Annotated in this window: 18 protein-coding genes; 7 read left to right on the top strand and 11 right to left on the bottom strand. The window is 53.8% G+C overall.

Annotated features, from left to right (window positions below):
• The first annotated feature begins 232 nt into the window (after positions 1-232).
• Both EB241_RS18705 and fumA read left to right on the top strand, forming a co-directional pair.
• Positions 233-1,744, top strand: coding sequence for an anion permease (locus EB241_RS18705; RefSeq protein ID WP_124234599.1), 1,512 nt, complete (start codon positions 233-235; stop codon positions 1,742-1,744).
• A gap of 55 nt (positions 1,745-1,799) precedes the next feature.
• Positions 1,800-3,446, top strand: coding sequence for a class I fumarate hydratase FumA (gene fumA, locus EB241_RS18700; protein WP_124234598.1), 1,647 nt, complete (start codon positions 1,800-1,802; stop codon positions 3,444-3,446).
• Between the two features lie 218 nt (positions 3,447-3,664).
• Here the strand turns inward: fumA and EB241_RS18695 are convergent, their stop codons facing one another.
• The 5 genes from EB241_RS18695 to proB all read right to left on the bottom strand — a co-directional run bounded on the left by EB241_RS18695 (position 3,665) and on the right by proB (position 7,511).
• Positions 3,665-4,057 carry a type II toxin-antitoxin system VapC family toxin gene (locus tag EB241_RS18695; RefSeq protein WP_233592649.1) on the bottom strand — a complete coding sequence of 131 codons (393 nt, stop codon included), beginning with the start codon at positions 4,055-4,057 and terminating at the stop codon, positions 3,665-3,667.
• A gap of 21 nt (positions 4,058-4,078) precedes the next feature.
• Positions 4,079-4,330 (bottom strand): type II toxin-antitoxin system Phd/YefM family antitoxin, encoded by a 252-nt coding sequence (locus tag EB241_RS18690; RefSeq protein WP_124234597.1) that lies wholly within the window; start codon positions 4,328-4,330, stop codon positions 4,079-4,081.
• Between the two features lie 91 nt (positions 4,331-4,421).
• Positions 4,422-5,051 (bottom strand): LysE family translocator, encoded by a 630-nt coding sequence (locus EB241_RS18685; protein WP_124234596.1) that lies wholly within the window; start codon positions 5,049-5,051, stop codon positions 4,422-4,424.
• Between the two features lie 89 nt (positions 5,052-5,140).
• Positions 5,141-6,394, bottom strand: coding sequence for a glutamate-5-semialdehyde dehydrogenase (proA, locus tag EB241_RS18680; protein WP_124234595.1), 1,254 nt, complete (start codon positions 6,392-6,394; stop codon positions 5,141-5,143).
• A gap of 13 nt (positions 6,395-6,407) precedes the next feature.
• Entirely contained in the window at positions 6,408-7,511 is a 1,104-nt protein-coding gene (proB, locus tag EB241_RS18675) for a glutamate 5-kinase (RefSeq protein WP_124234594.1), read from the bottom strand.
• A gap of 237 nt (positions 7,512-7,748) precedes the next feature.
• Between proB and ompC the strand changes: the two genes are divergently transcribed.
• Positions 7,749-8,867 (top strand): porin OmpC, encoded by a 1,119-nt coding sequence (gene ompC / locus EB241_RS18670; RefSeq protein WP_124234593.1) that lies wholly within the window; start codon positions 7,749-7,751, stop codon positions 8,865-8,867.
• 78 nt (positions 8,868-8,945) lie between these two features.
• On the opposite strand, the gene crl is transcribed toward ompC, so the two are convergent.
• From crl to gpt, 3 genes are all read right to left on the bottom strand, one after another.
• Positions 8,946-9,347 carry a sigma factor-binding protein Crl gene (gene crl / locus EB241_RS18665; RefSeq protein ID WP_124234636.1) on the bottom strand — a complete coding sequence of 134 codons (402 nt, stop codon included), beginning with the start codon at positions 9,345-9,347 and terminating at the stop codon, positions 8,946-8,948.
• A gap of 101 nt (positions 9,348-9,448) precedes the next feature.
• Positions 9,449-10,699 carry an esterase FrsA gene (gene frsA, locus EB241_RS18660; RefSeq protein WP_124234592.1) on the bottom strand — a complete coding sequence of 417 codons (1,251 nt, stop codon included), beginning with the start codon at positions 10,697-10,699 and terminating at the stop codon, positions 9,449-9,451.
• A gap of 117 nt (positions 10,700-10,816) precedes the next feature.
• The gene (gene gpt / locus EB241_RS18655; RefSeq protein ID WP_124234591.1) at positions 10,817-11,275 is read right to left on the bottom strand and encodes a xanthine phosphoribosyltransferase; all 459 of its coding nucleotides are present in this window, start codon (positions 11,273-11,275) and stop codon (positions 10,817-10,819) included.
• A gap of 250 nt (positions 11,276-11,525) precedes the next feature.
• Between gpt and pepD the strand changes: the two genes are divergently transcribed.
• Both pepD and EB241_RS18645 read left to right on the top strand, forming a co-directional pair.
• The gene (pepD, locus tag EB241_RS18650) at positions 11,526-12,983 is read left to right on the top strand and encodes a beta-Ala-His dipeptidase (protein ID WP_124234590.1); all 1,458 of its coding nucleotides are present in this window, start codon (positions 11,526-11,528) and stop codon (positions 12,981-12,983) included.
• Positions 12,984-13,234: 251 nt separating this feature from the next.
• The gene (locus tag EB241_RS18645) at positions 13,235-13,444 is read left to right on the top strand and encodes a hypothetical protein (RefSeq protein ID WP_124234589.1); all 210 of its coding nucleotides are present in this window, start codon (positions 13,235-13,237) and stop codon (positions 13,442-13,444) included.
• Positions 13,445-13,460: 16 nt separating this feature from the next.
• On the opposite strand, the gene dinB is transcribed toward EB241_RS18645, so the two are convergent.
• Positions 13,461-14,516, bottom strand: coding sequence for a DNA polymerase IV (gene dinB, locus EB241_RS18640; protein ID WP_124234588.1), 1,056 nt, complete (start codon positions 14,514-14,516; stop codon positions 13,461-13,463).
• Between the two features lie 238 nt (positions 14,517-14,754).
• Here dinB and dpaA point away from each other — a divergent pair, with 238 nt between their 5' ends.
• On the top strand, positions 14,755-15,498 hold the full coding sequence (gene dpaA, locus EB241_RS18635; protein ID WP_124234587.1) for a peptidoglycan meso-diaminopimelic acid protein amidase: 744 nt from the start codon (positions 14,755-14,757) through the stop codon (positions 15,496-15,498).
• On the opposite strand, the gene EB241_RS18630 is transcribed toward dpaA, so the two are convergent.
• Both EB241_RS18630 and lpcA read right to left on the bottom strand, forming a co-directional pair.
• Complete coding sequence (locus tag EB241_RS18630) at positions 15,469-16,236, bottom strand: class II glutamine amidotransferase (RefSeq protein ID WP_124234586.1); 768 nt, start codon at positions 16,234-16,236, stop codon at positions 15,469-15,471. The two genes, dpaA and EB241_RS18630, sit on opposite strands and share 30 nt — an antisense overlap.
• Positions 16,237-16,279: 43 nt before the next feature.
• On the bottom strand, positions 16,280-16,858 hold the full coding sequence (gene lpcA, locus EB241_RS18625; protein WP_124234585.1) for a D-sedoheptulose 7-phosphate isomerase: 579 nt from the start codon (positions 16,856-16,858) through the stop codon (positions 16,280-16,282).
• A gap of 210 nt (positions 16,859-17,068) precedes the next feature.
• Here lpcA and fadE point away from each other — a divergent pair, with 210 nt between their 5' ends.
• Positions 17,069-19,510, top strand: a complete 2,442-nt coding sequence (fadE, locus tag EB241_RS18620; RefSeq protein ID WP_124234584.1) for an acyl-CoA dehydrogenase FadE — start codon at positions 17,069-17,071, stop codon at positions 19,508-19,510.
• The last annotated feature ends 3 nt before the right edge of the window (positions 19,511-19,513 follow it).

Genomic DNA, 19,513 nt, shown 5'->3' with positions numbered 1-19,513 from the left:
TTAATTCGCCGAAATTCACTTATTCCACTTTACGAAAAAAAAGTAAAGTAAGTCACTTCGTTCACTAATAAAAGTTATAAAGCCTGAATAATTTAAGTTACCGCAAACGGTCAAATAAATGACAGGACGGACGCACTCACCTGGTTTGAACGGTAAGCGTGACAGGCCAAAGCGAAAAAAGTGACCGGCGGTGCAATCGCTGAACCGAATCTTAATCTACCAGGCCTGTACTATGACTGATAAATCACTCTCTGTGCCGCTGAAAAAGGCGGGCAATACAAAGGATGGCAGCAAAAACCGCATGGTGATGCTGGCACTTCCCATTGTTGTCACACTGTTACTCATGCTCTTACCCGTCCCGGAGGGACTTGAGCCTCACGCATGGCATTTCTTCGCCGTCTTTGTTGGCGTTATCATTGGCCTGATTTTCGAACCCCTGCCGGGCGCGGTTATTGGCCTGACCGGCGTGGTGGCCATCGCGCTGTGCAGCCAGTGGCTGTTATTCAGTCCTGAACAGCTGGCGGAGCCAAAATTTAAGCTGGCGAGCCAGTCGTTTAAATGGGCGGTGAGCGGCTTCGGGAACGCAACCGTATGGTTAATTTTCGGCGCCTTTATGTTCGCAGCGGGTTACGACAAAACCCAGTTTGGTCGACGTCTGGCGCTGATTCTGGTCAAGCATCTTGGCCATCGCAGTCTGACGCTGGGCTATGCCATAACCCTGGCCGATCTGTTGCTGGCGCCTTTTACCCCATCCAACACGGCGCGAAGCGGGGGAACCATCTTCCCGATTATCTCCAACCTGCCGCCGCTTTATGGCTCCAAACCCAACGATCCCAGCGCCCGCAAAATCGGCTCTTATTTGATGTGGGTTGCCATCACTGCAACCTGTATCACCAGCTCAATGTTTCTTTCAGCGCTGGCGCCCAACCTGCTCGCTCTGGCCCTGGTTAAAAGTATCACGGGAATAACTATCTCCTGGGGCAGCTGGTTTATCGCTTTTCTGCCGCTGGGCGTGCTGTTGATTCTGACCATGCCGCTGCTGGCCTACTGGTTATATCCACCAGAGGTAAAAATCAATGATGAAGTGCCGCGGTGGGCCAGCCGTGAGCTGGAAAAACTCGGCAGCATGTCACGTAATGAAATCCTGCTGCTGGTGTTTGTCTGTTGTGCGCTGACGATGTGGATTTTTGCCACAGGCTTTATCGAACCTGCGCTGGCTGCACTGTTGGTTATTGTGCTGATGCTGTGGACCGGCGTACTGGAATGGAATGACATCACCAGCAATAAAGCAGCGTGGAATACCTTCGCCTGGTTTGCCACCCTGGTGGCATTGGCAGATGGCCTCTCCACCACCGGTTTTATCGCCTGGCTGGGTAAGGAAGGCGGTGTGATGATGGCAGGTATTTCTCCCGGCATGGCCACCATTGTGCTGCTGCTGGCGTTTTATCTGCTGCACTACCTGTTCGCCAGCACCACGGCGCACACTACCGCGCTCCTGCCTGCTATGCTAACCATCGCGTCAACCATTCCCGGTATGAATATGGAAGTATTCTGCCTGCTGATGGTGACCTCGCTGGGTATTATGGGGATCATTACACCATACGGGACCGGCCCAAGCCCTATATACTATGGCAGCGGCTATCTGCCGACCAAAGACTACTGGCGGCTGGGAACCATCTTCGGGGGCATTTTCCTTCTCGCCCTGCTGGTGATTGGTTATCCCTGGATGGCAATGATGTTCTGATTAACCACCGCCGGAGAGAGCCCTCCGGCGGTGACATTTTAGGAGTAAGCGAGCGATGTCGAATAAACCTTTTTATTACCAGAATCCTTTTCCTCTGACGCACGACGATACCGATTACTACCTACTGACCCGCGATCATGTTTCGATGGCTGAGTTTGATGGTCAGCCGGTGCTGAAAGTGGAGCCAGAAGCGCTGACGCTGTTGGCGAAACAGGCCTTTCACGACGCGTCATTTATGTTGCGCCCGGATCATCAGCAGCAGGTGGCTGATATTCTTGATGATCCGCAGGCCAGTGAAAACGATAAATATGTCGCACTGCAATTTCTGCGCAACTCCGAAATCGCCGCCAAAGGCATTCTGCCAACCTGTCAGGATACCGGCACCGCGATCATCATGGGTAAGAAAGGTCAGCGCGTCTGGACCGGTGGCGGTGATGAGGCGGCCCTGTCGCAGGGCGTTTATAACACCTATATCGAGGATAACCTGCGCTATTCACAAAACGCCGCGCTGGATATGTACAAAGAGGTGAACACCGGTACCAATTTGCCTGCACAGATTGACCTTTATAGCGTCGACGGTGAAGAGTACAAGTTTCTCTGCGTCGCCAAGGGAGGCGGTTCAGCCAATAAAACCTACCTCTATCAGGAAACCAAAGCACTGCTGTCTCCTGGCAAGCTGAAGGCTTATCTGGTTGATAAGATGCGTACCCTCGGCACCGCAGCCTGTCCCCCTTACCACGTTGCCTTTGTTATCGGCGGTACTTCAGCAGAGGCCACGCTGAAAACCGTCAAGCTTGCCTCCACGCACTACTATGACAGTCTGCCTACGGAGGGTAATGAACACGGCCAGGCATTTCGTGATGTTCAGCTGGAGCAGGAATTGCTACAGGAGGCGCAAAAGCTGGGGCTGGGCGCACAGTTTGGTGGCAAATATTTCGCCCACGACATTCGGGTAGTTCGTCTGCCACGTCATGGAGCGTCCTGCCCGGTCGGCATGGGAGTGTCCTGCTCTGCCGATCGTAATATCAAGGCTAAGATTAACCGTGACGGCATCTGGATTGAAAAACTGGAAGACAACCCAGGCAAATTTATTCCTGAAAGCCTTCGTCAGGCCGGTGAAGGCGAAGCGGTGAAGATTGACCTGAATCGCCCAATGAAAGAGATCCTTGCCCAGCTTTCCGACTTCCCGGTATCCACCCGCCTGTCACTGAGCGGCACCATTATCGTGGCGCGTGATATTGCGCACGCCAAACTGAAAGAGCGCATTGATAACGGTGAAGGTCTGCCACAGTACGTGAAGGATCACCCGGTTTACTACGCAGGCCCGGCGAAAACCCCGGAAGGCTATGCTTCCGGCTCTCTCGGTCCGACTACCGCGGGACGAATGGATTCTTATGTCGATCTGTTGCAGTCACACGGTGGCAGCATGATTATGCTGGCGAAAGGCAATCGCAGTCAGCAGGTGACCGATGCCTGCCATAAACACGGCGGTTTCTATCTCGGCAGTATCGGCGGACCGGCAGCGGTGCTGGCGCAGCAGAGTATCAGAAGCCTCGAATGCGTTGAGTACGCGGAACTGGGAATGGAAGCCATCTGGAAAATTGACGTGGAAAACTTCCCGGCGTTTATTCTGGTGGATGACAAAGGGAATGATTTTTTCCAGCAGATTAAAAGCGGGCAATGCAGCAGCTGTGTCAGTTAAGCTGTTCGGGTGAAATCAACGGGCGCTCAGTGCGCCCGTTTTTATTGCTCACCGAAAACCCTGTCCTGTACGCATGCCAGTCACCGGTTCAAGCCCGGACGTATTATTTCCGTATTTAAATCCTTGCGGACCGGGCGATCGCTCTTTTTTTTTGTCACCGTTTTGGCAGCATCAAAGCTGTTTGCCAAAAGGCGGTTTCACGCAAATGAGGGGGCAAATCAGGGATTAATCAGTTCAACACCCAGTCCGTCAAAATCCTGAGTGTGACGGGTGACCACGATCATGTCATGCCAGAAAGCGGTTGAGGCTATCAGAGCATCCGTTGCAGAACGTTTGTCCGCTATAGGCAATCTGGCACAATGCAGGGCAATATCGGCATCAACAGGCAGGCAGCGATGCGCGAATTCAGGCTGCACCTGGCACTCAAACCATTTTCGCAATACCGATGCCTGTGCTAAATCCCTGCGGGCCAGGCTTAAGATCCCTCTCTCAATCTCCATCAGGGTGATGGCAGAGATAAACAGATCGCCCGCATCGACCGTCGCTGCCCAGCGGGCAACGTTATCATCAATTTTCGGCGTCCCAGGCCTTGCGCAGTTCCGAAACCACACGGGTATCCAGTAAATAACGCATCAGAAATCCATTTCCCTGCTGATAATGTTTTCGCGTTCAGGTTCAAACGCAATGTCAGCCGACTCCGGCATAGCAAGCACATCAAGAATATTTCTGCGTGAACCGGTTATCCGCTTGAACTGTTCATAAGTCAGAAGAACATGCGCCGGTTTCCCACGATCCGTAATATAAACCGGTCCGGTTTCCGCTGCCTTTTTGGCTTTGGACCGTTCCTGGTTGAATAAACGGCTGCTTATGGTAGTGATTTTCATCAGTACCTTCTGACACAGTAGCAACGTAGCTACAAATTACCTCAAACCAAATCTGAAAAACCAGCACCTGATGAATAATCAGCCCTACCTCTTATTTACGTCCATCAAATACCATTCTTATTGCCAGTCCGGTCAGGACGGTTCCCATCAGCCAGCGCTGCATCGTTTGCCAACCGGAACGTGCAGCTAACCACCCGGCAATGGTCCCGGCAGCAAAAACGATCGACGCATTGACCAACACACTGATAGCAATTTGCGTCACGCCCAGCGTTAACGATTGCGCCAGTAAGCCGCCCTGGCCCGGCCTGATAAACTGTGGCAGCAGGGTAAGGTAAATCAGTGCTGCTTTCGGATTGAGAAGATTAGTCAGCAGTCCCATAGTGAACAACTTGCGGGCGCTGTGAGCAGGAAAATCGCGAAGCTGAAAAGGTGATTTTCCCCCGAAGACAGCTTGCCAGGCCATATACAACAGATAAAGTGCACCCGCTATGCGCAGCGCTTCGTAAGCAACAGGCACGGCCATAATCAGCGCGGTGATGCCCATTGCCGCACAGCACATATAGAAAATAAATCCCAGCGCCACCCCCGCCAGCGACAGGTAACCCGCCTTCCGACCCTGACATATTGAGCGTGAGATTAGGTAGATCATGTTGGGCCCAGGCGTAAGGACCAGGCCTAACGAGATTGCAGCAAAGGGCAACAGCTGGGAGAGTGTGACCATCAGCAAGCTCCGCAGATTACAGGAAGAAGCTACCGCAGCAGCTTCCTGGTTTATGTAAAAGCCGCCCGCCGTGGCTTTTTCAACCGCCTTTAACGGCGGGCGGTATCGTTACCAAAAGCCACCCATTTATAGGTGGTCAACGCTTCCAGTCCCATTGGGCCACGGGCATGCAGTTTTTGCGTACTGACCGCAACTTCCGCCCCAAGACCAAACTGAGCACCATCAGTAAAGCGGGTACTGGCGTTAACGTAAACCGCTGAAGAATCCACCTCGTTCACAAAGCGATCGGCGTTGTGGATACTGCGGGTCAGGATAGCATCAGAATGCTGTGTACCATATTCACGGATATGCGCGATGCCTTCATCAAGCGAGTCCACCAGCCGGACGTTCAGATCCAGCGACAGCCATTCATCGCGATACTGTTCATCCGTTACCGCACTCACCTCTGCCGGGCCATCCTGTAACAGTGGCATCGCACGGGGATCGGCATGTAGCCTGATCCCTTCCTGTTGCATCCGCTGGCTTAATGCGGGCAGAAAACGTTCAGCAATCGCCGCGTGGACCAGCAGCGTTTCCAGTGAGTTGCAGGCGCTGGGGCGTTGTTTTTTCGCATTGACAATCACCTTCAGCGCTGCTTCAGGGTCGATATCCGCATCCACAAAGGTATGGCAGACCCCTATACCGCCGGTGATCACCGGAATAGTGGACTGCTCGCGGCACAACTTGTGCAGGCCGACGCCCCCCCGCGGGATCAGCATATCCACATAACGATCCAGTTTCAGTAGCTGGCTGACCAGTTCACGATCCGGGCTTTCAATGGCCTGAACCGCCGCCGCCGGCAGTCCATGCTGCTTTAACGCCTCCTGAATAACGCGAACGGTGGCACCATTAGTGCGGTAAGTCTCTTTCCCACCACGAAGGATCGCCGCATTACCGGTTTTCAGGCACAGTGAGGCAACATCCACCGTCACGTTTGGACGCGCTTCATAAATAACCCCCACCACCCCCAGCGGGACGCGACGGCGTTCAATACGCAGGCCGTTATCCAGCTGGCCACCATCCATTACCACCCCAACCGGATCGGCCAGCTGGCACACCTTGCGCACATCATCCGCAATCCCTTGCAAACGGGCCGAATTAAGCATCAGGCGATCCAGCAGCGCTTCGCTCATGCCATTTTTACGGGCGTCGGCCAGATCGTGTTCATTGGCGGACAGGATCTCCGCACTCTGTGTTTCCAGCCGGTCCGCGATGGTCAGCAGAACCTGATTTTTCTGCACGCCAGACAGCACAGCCAACTGATAAGACGCGGCCTTCGCCGCTTTACCCATTTCTTCAAGCATTATGTCCGGCTCCTTAGCTGACAATCATATCATCGCGATGTACGGCAACCGGGCCATATTCATAACCCAGAATCTCGTTGATCTGCTGGGAGTGGTGCCCGGCAATCAGTCGCATGGCATCGCTGTTGTAGCGGCAGACGCCGTGTGCCACATCGCGGCCTTGCAGGCTAAGGATGCGGATCACTTCGCCGCGTGAAAAATTTCCGCTAATCCCACGAATACCTTTAGGCAACAGCGAACTGCCACGCGCCAGAATGGCAGAGAGTGCGCCATCATCCACGGTGATTTCGCCCGCCGGCGGCGCACCAAATATCCAGCGCTTGCGGTTTTCAAGCGGCGTCTGCATGGCATGGAAGCAGGTTCCCACTGGCGTGCTCGCAATCACATCACCGATCACCCCGGCGCGACTTCCGGCCGCAATAATGGTATCAATGCCAGCGCGACAGGCAACATCGGCCGCCTGCAACTTGGTGGTCATACCGCCGGTTCCCAGACCGGATACGCTGTCACCCGCCAGGGCGCGCAGAGCATCGTCAATGCCGTGTACGTCCTGAATCAGCTCCGCCTGCGGGTTGTTACGTGGATCGGCGGTAAACAAACCCGCCTGATCGGTTAGCAACAACAGTTTGTCTGCACCCGCCAGAATCGCCGCCAGCGCGGACAGATTGTCATTATCGCCCACTTTAATTTCCGCCGTCGCCACCGCGTCGTTTTCATTGATGACGGGCACAATATGGTTGTCCAGCAGCGCCCGCAGCGTATCCCGCGCATTAAGGAAACGCTCACGATCTTCCAGATCGGCACGGGTTAACAGCATCTGACCGATATGGATGCCATAAATAGAAAACAGCTGTTCCCACAGCTGGATTAAGCGGCTTTGCCCCACCGCAGCCAGCAGCTGCTTAGAGGCAATGGTCGGTGGCAGTTCCGGGTAGCCCAGGTGCTCACGCCCGGCGGCCATTGCGCCAGAGGTCACGATCACAATCCGGTGGCCCGCTGCATGTTGCTGTGCGCACTGGCGCACCAGCTCAACGATATGTGCCCGGTTCAGCCGACGCGATCCGCCGGTTAATACGCTGGTCCCCAGTTTGACTACCAGGGTCTGGCTGCTGCTCATTGTTTCCTGCCGTAACGAAAAAAAGATAAGGAAGTCTTTGTATCAGGTGTGCTTGCGGAAGCCAACAGGCGGCAGCGGAAAAGGCGTAAAATCCACTGACAGTGCTGCAAATAAAAAGTTCATCATCGCCTAACCCGGTTGTAATAAATCTGCAATATTTGCGCGGTACAACATTCCTGACTTAAGAATATTCTTAAGAACACAATAAAAATTTACTCACTTGGGATTGATAGCAAAATGAAGAAAAGCGCACTGGCCATTATTACCGCCGCACTGGCCCTCTCCAACACCGTACATGCCGCGGAAATTTATAATAAAGACGGTAACAAACTGGATTTTTACGGCAAAGTCAAAGGCGTTCATTATTTCAGCGACAATGGCAGTATGAATGGCGACACCTCTTATATGCGTATGGGTTTTAAAGGCCAGACGCAAATTAACGATCTGATGACCGGCTATGGTCAGTGGGAATATCAGTTCAGTACGAATCATTCGGAAGCTGACGGCGATGCCACCCTCGGCAGCAAAACCCGTCTGGGCTTTGCCGGTCTGAAATTCGGTGACTATGGTTCCTTAGATTACGGTCGTAACTATGGCGTGCTGTACGATGTGGAAGCCTGGACCGATATGCTCCCTGAGTTCGGTGGTAATGGCACGGCGCGTACAGATAACTATATGACCCAGCGTGCCACCGGCGTTGCCACTTACCGTAACAGCAACTTCTTTGGCCTGGTGGACGGCCTGAAGTTTGCCCTGCAATACCAGGGTAAAAACGACGCTGACACCGCCAACCAGCGTACTACCACCAGCAGACAGAATGGCGATGGCTACGGTGCATCGGTGGCTTATGCCTTGGGTAATTCCGGCGTGAGCATTAGCGGCGCTTACACCAGTTCCGATCGTACTGACGCCCAGCAGGCCGCAGCATTCGGTAAAGGCGATAAAGCGGACTCATGGGGTACAGGCGTGAAGTATGATGCCAACAGCGTCTACCTGGCGGCGATCTATACCGAAACACGTAACATGACCCCGATCAGCGGCACGGCTGTCATCAACAATCAGTCCGTCAACGTTGCTGGCGCGGCCAACAAAGCACAGAATCTGGAACTGGTTGCCCAGTATCAGTTTGACTTCGGCCTGCGTCCATCACTGGGCTACGTTCAGACCAAAGGCAAAGACATTGAAGGCATTGGCGATGTCGATCTGGTGAAATATATCGATGTGGGTGCCACGTACTATTTCAACAAAAACATGAACACCTACGTTGATTACAAAATCAACCAGCTGGGCGATAACAACAAGCTCGCTCTCAACAACGACGATGTTGTTGCGGTCGGTATCACCTATCAGTTCTGATTTGTTATACCGCTACCCCTCGTGAAGGGTCTGTAATCAAGGCTGGCAATGGCCAGCCTTGATTGAATTCAATCACACTCAGGCGCTCAGCCGAATCGGCTCATCGGCAAAATTTGCTGCGGGCTTCAGCCCCACTTCGCTCTCTTCCAGCAGGGCTTTCAATCGCCCGTGAAAATTACGCAGCGTCTCTTCCAGCCGCGCATTGTTTTCTTTCCCTTTGACTGCCGAAGGCTTCCAGTTTCCTGCTTTATCAAATAGCCCAAAGTGATATTCATAGGTGAAATGGTCGTCCTGGGCTTCCAGCTCCATCCACCAGCCCCAAAATTCACGCAGCTCAGGAGCCGGCTTTACATTGACGCAAACAGCAAGACAGTCAAAGAAAAAGCGGTCTTCCCCGCATTTAGCTTCGCGAATATATGGCCCCAAAGATCCAAAACGCTTCATAAACCGGCTTTTGGGATGCCCACCAGGTAACGCCATCTTATAACCTCCAGAATTGAGCTTTGGTTTTTCCCTGATTGCAGAGACACAGCTCGCCATCTGAGTCTAATGGGTATAGCAAACTCTTGCGTTTTCGCCAGTCAGCAGCCCAGCCGTTTTGCCAGCCAGACGACAATATCATGTAATGCCCTGTCAAAGCTGCTCAATGCAGGAGATCGTTCTATCATCATCAGCTGGCTCTGGGCTGAGGAGCGTGCAATCAGACGCGACTCCTCCTCCGGGCTGAAAGGATCATCCCGCCAGTAAGCAGAGAGCATCGGCGTAGGACAGCGCCTGCCCAGCAATCCCTGGGTTTTAAGCGAATAACAGTTCAGTTCCATACGCAATGCGCAGTCCGCCGCGCTTGCCATCCCCAATCGGCTGGCCAGCACATCCATATACATTTCCGGCACTTTGTCCTGCCACTGGCGATCGGACAACAGACTGTGAACGACAGGCCCCAGGCAGGCGACCGCCCGCAGACGGTTCGACTCCAGATACGCCAGCCGCACCGCCACATTTGCGCCAAAACGCAAACCAAATGCCGCCACACGGGTGTGATCCACCCACGGGACGCCCGACAGTTGCTGCAACACCTGCTGATGCAAAAAGCTGGTGTCCTGAGTCAGTTTCCATTTTGCAGAAAAGCCAATTGAAGGCATGTCAACGGTCAGTAAAGCGATACCGCGTGGTGCAAGATAGCGGTGAAACAGACGATAGTGGTCGGTCTGCAATCCATCAAGGCTGCCACATAACAGGACGGTGGGATACGGTGCGCGGCTTCTGGCGGGCATATGCAAAAAACCCGACACCGGACTGGCGCCGGCGATAGCAAATTCCAGTTCTTTAAGCTCACCCGGTAATCTGGCAGCAGCCTGTTCGTAGGCACGACTCGCCATCAACTGCGCCTGTTCAGCCAGTTCGTCACCTTTCAGATAGGGATAACCGGCAATGCTGAACAGATTTACCGCCTGCAACAGACTGTGTCCGGCCGCCTGATCGTCCTGCTCACCCGCGGCCCGTTCCTGCCACAGCGACGCCTGCTTTGACCACTCATAGACCCAGTTGCCTCCCCGATAGCCCACCACGGTATCCAGCAGCTGGTCGTCAGTATGTTCCGCCTGGCTACTGGCTATCCGGGCCAGTACTTCCCCCATTTCCAGCGGTGACACGCCACGCCAGGCCCACAGCAGGCGATTGATCATACGGTACCAGCCGGTGTGGCTTTCCCCTTCCAGCGCGGAGTAAATGGTCAGCGGTTGATGATGGTGAAGACGGCGAACCAAAGATGATGTTTCAGGATGCTTGAAGCGGGGTTTAAACAGCTCCTCGCTCAGGTTTTTCTCTGTCATAACGTGGCTATTCTCCGACCGTGATGAGTCCGATAGTCTAGCCTGGCAGGTTATGCTGTACTAAGCGCAAAAACGGCAACGCCCGGCATAACCGGGCGTTGCAATGATACAGGTCAATCACTCCTGCACAATGGGTGGAATGTAGACCACGCCCATATCCCACGGCTGCTCAATCCAGGTGTTTTGTGGAATATCAACCACATAGTCATCCACCAGCGGACGGCCTGCCGGTTTGGCAAAAATGGTCACAAAACGCGCTTTCGGGTACATATCCCGGATAGCCTGAGCCGTCCCTCCGGTATCCACCAGATCGTCGATCACAATAAAACCTTCCCCGTCACCCTCTGCACGCTTCAGTACTGTCATTTCACGCTGATTATCGTGGTCATAGCTGGAAATGCACACGGTATCAACATAGCGAATGCACAGCTCACGGGCCAGTAAAGAAGCAGGCACCAGGCCTCCACGGCTGACCGCGATAATTCCCCGCCACTGCTCAACGGGAAGCAGGCGCTGGGCCAGTTTGCGGGCATGGATTTGCAACATATCCCAGGTGACGACGTATTTTTCGCTCATAAAAAGAAATTCCGACCAGGCTTGCTGGCTTAAAAGTGTACAGAGAGAAGGGTTGCGCAGGATTATAAAGACCTGTGTCACCAAAAACCAGCATCGGGCTGGCTTTTCCCCGCCACAGACAAGCATCACGCCGGAAACGATGATATTCTTTCCCACATCACGCAGGTCTGTTGCGTAAGCTAACCTGACTGTCAATGTTCATCCTGCACCATCGCTGCTCATCTGCGGGTGCCGGCACAGGAGATTTATCGTGTCTGAATTGTCCCAACTGTCACCACAGCCGCTGTGGGACATTTTTGCCAAAATATGCGCCATTCCCCACCCCTCTTATCATGAAGAACAGCTGGCACAGTACATTTTGTCATGGGCAGCGGAGCAGGGCTTTGCCACCGACCGCGATGAGGTGGGCAATATTCTGATCCGTAAAGCTGCCACGCCGGGTCTGGAAAATCTCAAGCCAGTCGCGCTGCAGGCACACCTGGATATGGTGCCGCAAAAAAACAACGATACGGTACATGACTTTACTAAAGATCCGATTCAGCCGTGGATTGATGGTGAATGGGTGAAGGCGCGCGGTACCACGCTTGGGGCAGACAACGGCATTGGTCTGGCTTCTGCACTGGCCGTGCTGGCCGATAAATCCGTGGAACATGGTCCGCTGGAAGTGCTGCTGACCATGACCGAAGAAACCGGCATGACAGGCGCTTTTGGTTTGCAATCTAACTGGTTGCAGGCAGAAATTCTGATCAACACCGACTCCGAAGAGGAAGGTGAAATTTATATGGGCTGTGCCGGTGGCATCGATTTCACCAGCAAGCTGCCACTTCAGCGGGAAACCATTCCGGCAGATTTTGTCCGGCTTACACTGAGCCTGAAAGGATTAAAGGGCGGGCATTCTGGTGCAGACATTCATTCAGGTCTGGGCAATGCCAACAAATTGCTGGCCCGTTTCCTGTTTACTCATGCCGGACAGCTTGATTTGCGTCTGACTGATTTTACCGGTGGTACACTGCGTAATGCCATCCCTCGCGAAGCCGTTGCCACACTGGCCGTTGCGGCGGCAAACGTTGATAAACTCAAGCATCTGGCGCTGGAATATCTGGCCACGCTGCAAAATGAACTGGGTCTGAAAGAGAAAAATATCCATATCACGGTGGAAAACGCGACCTCAGCTGAGCAGGCGCTGACCGCCAGCAGCCGGAATACCTTTATCGCACTGCTGAACAGTACGCCAAACGGGGTGATCCGCAATTCTGATGTCATGAAAGGCGTGGTGGAAACCTCACTGAACGTCGGCGTGGTGTCAATGACCCAGGACGAGGCAAAAATCAACTGTCTGGTGCGCTCGCTGATTGACAGCGGTAAAGATGATGTCGTCGGAATGCTTACGGCGCTGGGCGATCTCGCGGGCGCAAAAACCGAAGCCAAAGGCAACTATCCCGGCTGGCAGCCAGATGCGTCTTCCCCCGTGATGGCAGTGGTGGCAGAAACCTATAAAACGCTGTTTAACAAAACGCCGAACATTCAGGTAATTCATGCAGGGCTTGAATGTGGTTTGTTCAAAAAACCCTACCCGGAAATGGACATGGTATCCATTGGCCCAACCATTACCGGCCCGCACTCACCGGATGAACAGGTGCATATTGGCAGCGTTGGTCTGTACTGGCAGCTGCTGACCGCGCTGCTCAAAAACATCCCGGCGAAATAACTTCGGTAACGGAGAAGAAATCTCCTTTTATGTCTATCCGTTTTGATGATTTTGATAAAAAGACGGTCTGGATAAAGACCACTGGCGACTGCGTGGCGAGCCATTCGGCAATCGCTGCGGGGAATTGACCTGTGGAACGGCATGCGGCTGACGGACACACTGACCAGGTTTCGTATGCAATGGGGTATGCACCGGGAAGGCTGGGCCAGCCACTGTTTTGACGCGGTTAAAGTCTGGTTCTGGAAAGTGCCATGAAGGTTTTTCTGTCTGCCCTGCTGCGGCCTGATCGTGCTCTTTGCAACCTTCCCACTGCTGTCCAGACCGTTTGTCGGGTCGGTGGTCAGCGACAGATGAATCAAAACATTCTGTTGTTCCTGATTAACACGCCGCTTTTCGTCATCGCCGGGGCGCTACTTATGCGCCGCCGCATTCGAAAAAATACCCTGCCTGGTGTTGATTAATCCGACGTCAGACGCGTTAAAGCCCCAGCGGTAGCTGACGATCCAGCTGCGGATCTGGCAACATCACATGTAGCCCCACCAACCGAACGCCACGCCCTCCACGACGTTCGTCCCAGATGTGTTTCGCCACCGCGATAAAATCCGCCTTATTCAGAACTGGCCACAGATGTTCCTGGGTGGTCTGCTGAAAATCATCAAACTTGAGTTTTACTCCCTGACGGGCAATCAGCCTGTCGGGTCTGATTTTGATTAGACGGCGTTCCAGCTCTTCATAAAGAAAATCAATGATGGTCATGCACTGTTCCCAGTGATGAATATCTTCAGAGAGTGTGCGCTCCACGCCCAGCGACTTACGCAATCTGTCCGTGACCACCTCACGTTGGTCAATACCGTGGCATCGCTCCCAGAGCACGCGGCCAAACTTACCAAACCGCTTCAGCAGGGTTGCCTGGTCACTGTTTTGCACATCACCACAGGTCACCAGCCCCAACGCCTCCAGTTTTTTCCCCGTCACTTTACCCACGCCAGGGATTTTGACCAAAGGCAGCGTCAGCAGAATGCCGGGCATCTCTGCCGGGGTGATCACACACTGTCCGTCAGGCTTGTTAAGATCGGAAGCGATTTTGGCAAGGAATTTAACCGGCGCAATACCGGCGGAAGCGGTCAGATGCAGTTCAGCAAAGATAGTCTGGCGGATATCGCGCGCAATCAGCGTGGCAGAACCCTGGCAATGCGGGCTGTCAGTCACATCCAGATAGGCCTCATCCAGTGACAGCGGCTCAATCAGGGCAGTGTAGCGGGAGAAGATCTCACGAATATGATTACTGGCTTCTTTGTAGGCATCAAAACGTCCGGCGATCACTTTCAGATGCGGGCACAGTTTCAGCGCCATCGCGGTGGACATCGCGCTGTGGACACCAAATTTTCGGGCCGGATAGTTGGCCGTACTGATCACGCCACGTTTCAGATGGCTGCCGCCAATAGCAATCGGGATGTCACGCAAACTGGGATCGTCGCGCATTTCTACTGCGGCATAAAAGCAGTCCATATCAACGTGAATGATCTTACGCACAGGCCCTCCGGTTAACTGTATAAGCATACAGTTAACCGGCAAAATAGCAATGCCCGCGTTATGCGGCAAACCGCAGTGGCTGGGTGCTGAGCGCATTTTTCTTTGTTTTTTCCGTGCGACTCTCTTGCTAAAAAAACAGACAGTGCTAATGTGGCGCTGCTTTGACGGAATATTCCGAATATTGCACCATACAGCGTCTGCGGACGCCGTTTCAACCCAGACGATCAAGGGCACCACGATGGGCAAAATCGCACTGCTGTTTGCGATGTTTTTTCTGCCAGCCACTGTATTTGCCAGTGTCCCTGCCACACAGGTCACGCCACTGGCCCCGGTAAGCAAAGAGTTAAAAAAACAGTTACTCGGTACCCCCGTGTACATTCAGATCTTTAAAGAAGAACGTGTGCTTGAACTGTATGGCAAAATTGGCAATGAATATCGCCTGGTCGACAGTTACCGCATCTGTAATTTCTCCGGTGGCCTTGGTCCCAAACGCCGCCAGGGTGACTTTAAAAGCCCGGAAGGGTTTTACAGCGTGGGCCTCTCTCAGCTGAAGCCGGACAGCCGTTTTTATCGTGCCATTAACGTCGGATTCCCTAACGAATACGATCGCCAGCAGGGCTACGAAGGGAAATACCTGATGATCCACGGCAGCTGCGTCTCCATTGGCTGCTATGCCATGACCGACAGCAACATTGATGATATTTATCATTACGTGGAAGCGGCGCTGCGCAACGGTCAGCCTCGGGTCGAAGTAAGCATCTATCCGTTCCGAATGACCGACAGCAATCTGCAACGCCATCGCTATTCGGTCTATTACAGTTTCTGGCAGCAGCTGCAACCGGGTTATGCAGAGTTTGTGCAGAACCGCCAGCCGCCGGCGATGGCTGTCAGTGCAGGCCGTTACGTGCTGAACAGCCCGCTACTCAACCATAAAACCACTAACGGTAATGGCTCAGCGCTGGCGCTCTCCGAGACAAAATAATGCCCACTCACCTGGTTCAATCCTGTGCCAGGTTTCATTGCCGGTCAGCGGATGGGTGGCCACCACCGTCACCACGTCGTCTGGCGTGGTCTGTTTCTGAAAATCAATCTCCACATCCTGATCCAACAGCGTTGCCTTGCCAAACGGTGCCCGCCGGGTGATCCAGTACAAATTGGTTGAACAGAACGCCATCAGATAACGCCCGTCTGACAGCAACATATTAAACACACCCTTTTGCCGCAGTTCGATCGCCAGTTCCGCGATATAACGAAACACCGCAGGCCAGTTACCCGGCGTACGTGGATATCGTGACGTCAGCTTGTGCAGTAGCCAACAAAACGCATACTCACTGTCGGTTTCACCCACCGGACGGAACGAACCGGTAGCCAATGTGCGATAGCCTTTCAACTGTCCGTTATGGGCATAGGTCCAGTTGCGCCCCCATAATTCACGGGTAAAAGGGTGAGTATTCTCAAGCGAAACCTGTCCCCGGTTAGCCTGGCGAATATGTGCCACCACTGAACAGGATTTAATAGGATATTCCTGCACCAGGCGGGCAATGGGGGAATTAAAACTGGGCTGCGGATCTTTGAATGTACGGCACCCTTTCCCCTCGTAAAAAGTAATACCCCAGCCATCTTTGTGAGGACCGGTTCCGCCACCCCGCTGGACCAGCCCGGTAAAGCTGAAACAGATGTCCGTGGGGACATTCGCGCTCATCCCGAGCAGTTCGCACATAAATTTACCTCATTCAGTGGGCGGCGATGCCTGACCGGCAGGATTACGCTGCCATCTCTTTTTCAATAAGCAGGATAAGGATATGGATTACTTTAATATGAATTTCCTGAATGCGATCGGCATAGCCAAAGTGCGGCACACGAATTTCCACATCGGCCATGCCGTCCATTTTGCCACCATCTTTTCCGGTTAATGTAATCACTTTCATCCCCTGCGTGCGAGCGGCTTCAATGGCTTTGATCACGTTAGCGGAATTACCGGAGGTCGAAATACCCAGTAGCACATCGCCCGATTTACCCACCGCTTCGAGGTAGCGCGAGAAAACGTGATCGTAACCAAAGTCATTGCTAACGCAGGAGAGGTGGCTGACATCAGAGATGGCAATGCCGGGATAGCCGGGGCGGTTGTCACGATAGCGGCCCGTCAGCTCTTCGGCAAAATGCATGGCATCACAGTGTGAACCACCATTGCCACACGAGAGCACTTTCCCGCCCGCTTTAAAAGCATCGGCCAGCAGTACGGCGGCACGCTGTATCGCATGGATATTGGCATCGTTGCTGAGAAATTTATTCAGCGTATCCGCAGCTTCGTTAAGCTCGGCACGAATGATGTCCTGGTACATAGGTAGTCCTTTTAGGTGAGGTCGACATCAGTTTATCAAGTTGCACTCAAGGCGAAAAGCACGCTGCCCGGCAGCCATCGATCAAAGCCTCTTCAGTGAGCGGATTGTGATCCTTGTTGTAATTATCATGTAAACACATTGCTAACGAAATGCATCTCATCTAAACCTGTAGAAACAGGTCAGACCTCTTACTACTTCCCGGAGATGTTTATGATGGTTATCAGTTGCGTGGCGACAATCGTGCTGATTGGCGCACTGTTTTATCACCGCGTAAGCCTGCTGCTGAGTACCCTGATCGTGCTGGCCTTGAGCGCGGCTATGGCCATCGCCCATCTCTGGACACCGTGGCTGTTAATCCCGCTGGCTATCATTCTGCTGCCGTTTAATCTGCTGCCACTGCGCCGGGCAATTTTTTCAAAACCGACCCTGCACACCTTTAAAAAAGTGATGCCGCCAATGTCGCGCACGGAAAAAGAAGCCATTGATGCCGGTACCACCTGGTGGGAAGGCGATCTGTTTTGTGGCAGACCGGACTGGCAAAAACTGCACGACTTCCCACAGCCGCGCCTGAGCGAAGAGGAGCAGGCTTTTCTCGACGGACCGGTGAACGAGGCCTGTCGGATGGCGAATGATTTTCAGATCACCCACGAAATGGCCGATCTTCCCCCAGAACTTTGGGCGCATCTGAAAGAACACCGCTTCTTCGCCATGATCATTAAAAAAGAGTACGGTGGGCTGGCGTTTTCTGCTTACGCCCAGGCCCGTATCCTGCAAAAACTGGCGGGCGTCTCAAGTATTCTGGCGATTACCGTCGGGGTACCTAACTCACTTGGTCCCGGTGAACTGTTGCAACATTACGGCACCGATCGGCAGAAAGACCACTACCTGCCTCGGCTGGCTCGTGGCCAGGATATTCCCTGCTTTGCCCTGACCAGCCCGGAAGCTGGCTCCGATGCCAGTGCCATCCCCGACACCGGCGTGGTGTGCATGGATCAATGGCAGGGGCAAAGGGTGCTGGGTATGCGCCTGACCTGGAACAAACGCTATATTACGCTGGCACCCATCGCCACGGTGCTGGGCCTGGCGTTTAAACTGTCCGATCCTGAGCATCTGTTAGGTGACACCGACGATTTAGGTATTACCTGTGCGCTGATCCCTACCCGGACGCCAGGCGTGGAGATTGGTAAACGCCACTTTCCGCTCAACGTGCCTTTTCAGAACGGTCCAACCCGGGGCAAAGACATTTTTGTCCCGATTGACTACATTATCGGCGGGCCAAAAATGGCCGGCCAGGGCTGGCGGATGCTGGTTGAATGCCTGTCTGTCGGCCGCGGGATTACCCTGCCGTCAAACTCCACCGGCAGTCTGAAAAGTATTGCGCTGGCAACAGGGGCTTATGCGCATATTCGCCGCCAGTTCCGGTTGCCTATCGGAAAAATGGAAGGGATTGAAGAACCACTGGCGCGCATTGCCGGTAATGCTTACGTGATGGATGCGGCAGCCTCGCTGATTACTTTTGGCATTGTGCAGGGCGAAAAACCGGCGGTGCTTTCTGCCATCGTCAAGTACCACTGTACGCATCGTGGTCAGCGGGCGATTGTTGATGCCATGGATATTGCCGGGGGCAAAGGCATTATGCTCGGCAGCAGCAACTTTCTGGCACGGGCTTATCAGGGGGCTCCTATCGCCATTACCGTTGAAGGGGCCAACATCCTCACCCGCAACATGATTATCTTTGGACAGGGAGCCATTCGCTGTCATCCGTGGATACTGACCGAGATGGAAAGCGCCCGCAACAATGACACCATCGCCTTTGATCGGGCGCTGTTCAGTCATATCGGCCACGTCGGCAGTAATTATATGCGAAGCCTGTGGCTTGGCCTGACCGGCGGACGGACCAGCAGTACCCCAACCCGTGATGCCACCCGTCGTTACTATCAGCACCTCAACCGTCTGAGTGCCAATCTTGCGTTGCTGTCGGATATAGCCATGTCGGTGCTGGGCGGTAGTCTGAAACGCCGCGAGCGGATCTCAGCGAGGCTGGGCGATGTCCTGAGTCAGCTCTATCTGGCGTCCGCGACGCTGAAGCGCTACCACGACGAGGGTCGTCATCAGGCCGACCTGCCGCTGCTCCACTGGGGTGTGCAGGATGCCCTGAACCTCGCAGAAGCCGCCATTGATGATCTGCTACGCAATTTTCCCAACCGGCCAGTGGCTGGCCTGTTGCGGACGGTGATTTTTCCTCTTGGCCGTTGCTGTCATGCCCCGTCCGACAGGCTCGATCACCAGCTGGCGCAGATAGTACAGACGCCCTCCGCCACCCGTACACGGCTGGGTCGCGGCCAGTATCTTGCTGCAGGCGAGAATAATCCATCAGGGCAACTGGAAGAGGCACTACAGGAGGTGATGGCGGCTGAAGCCATCCACGACCGCCTTTGTCAGCAACTTAAGAAGAACCTGTCATTCACCCGTCTGGACGAACTGGCGAAACGCGCGTTACAGGAGAAGTGGTTAAATGAACAGGACGCGGCCATTCTCAGCCGGGCTGAAGCCAGCCGCCTGCGTTCAATTAACGTCGATGAATTTGCCGCCGATGCACTGGCGGCAGGGAGCGAAAAACAGGAGATCCAGCGAAAAATTGCCGCAGCATAAGCC

This window comes from Erwinia psidii, from assembly GCF_003846135.1.
In the GTDB taxonomy this organism is placed as follows: Bacteria; Pseudomonadota; Gammaproteobacteria; order Enterobacterales; family Enterobacteriaceae; genus Erwinia; species Erwinia psidii.
The sequence above is the reverse complement of the archived record's forward strand: the minus strand, read 5'-3'. Positions and strand labels throughout refer to the sequence as shown.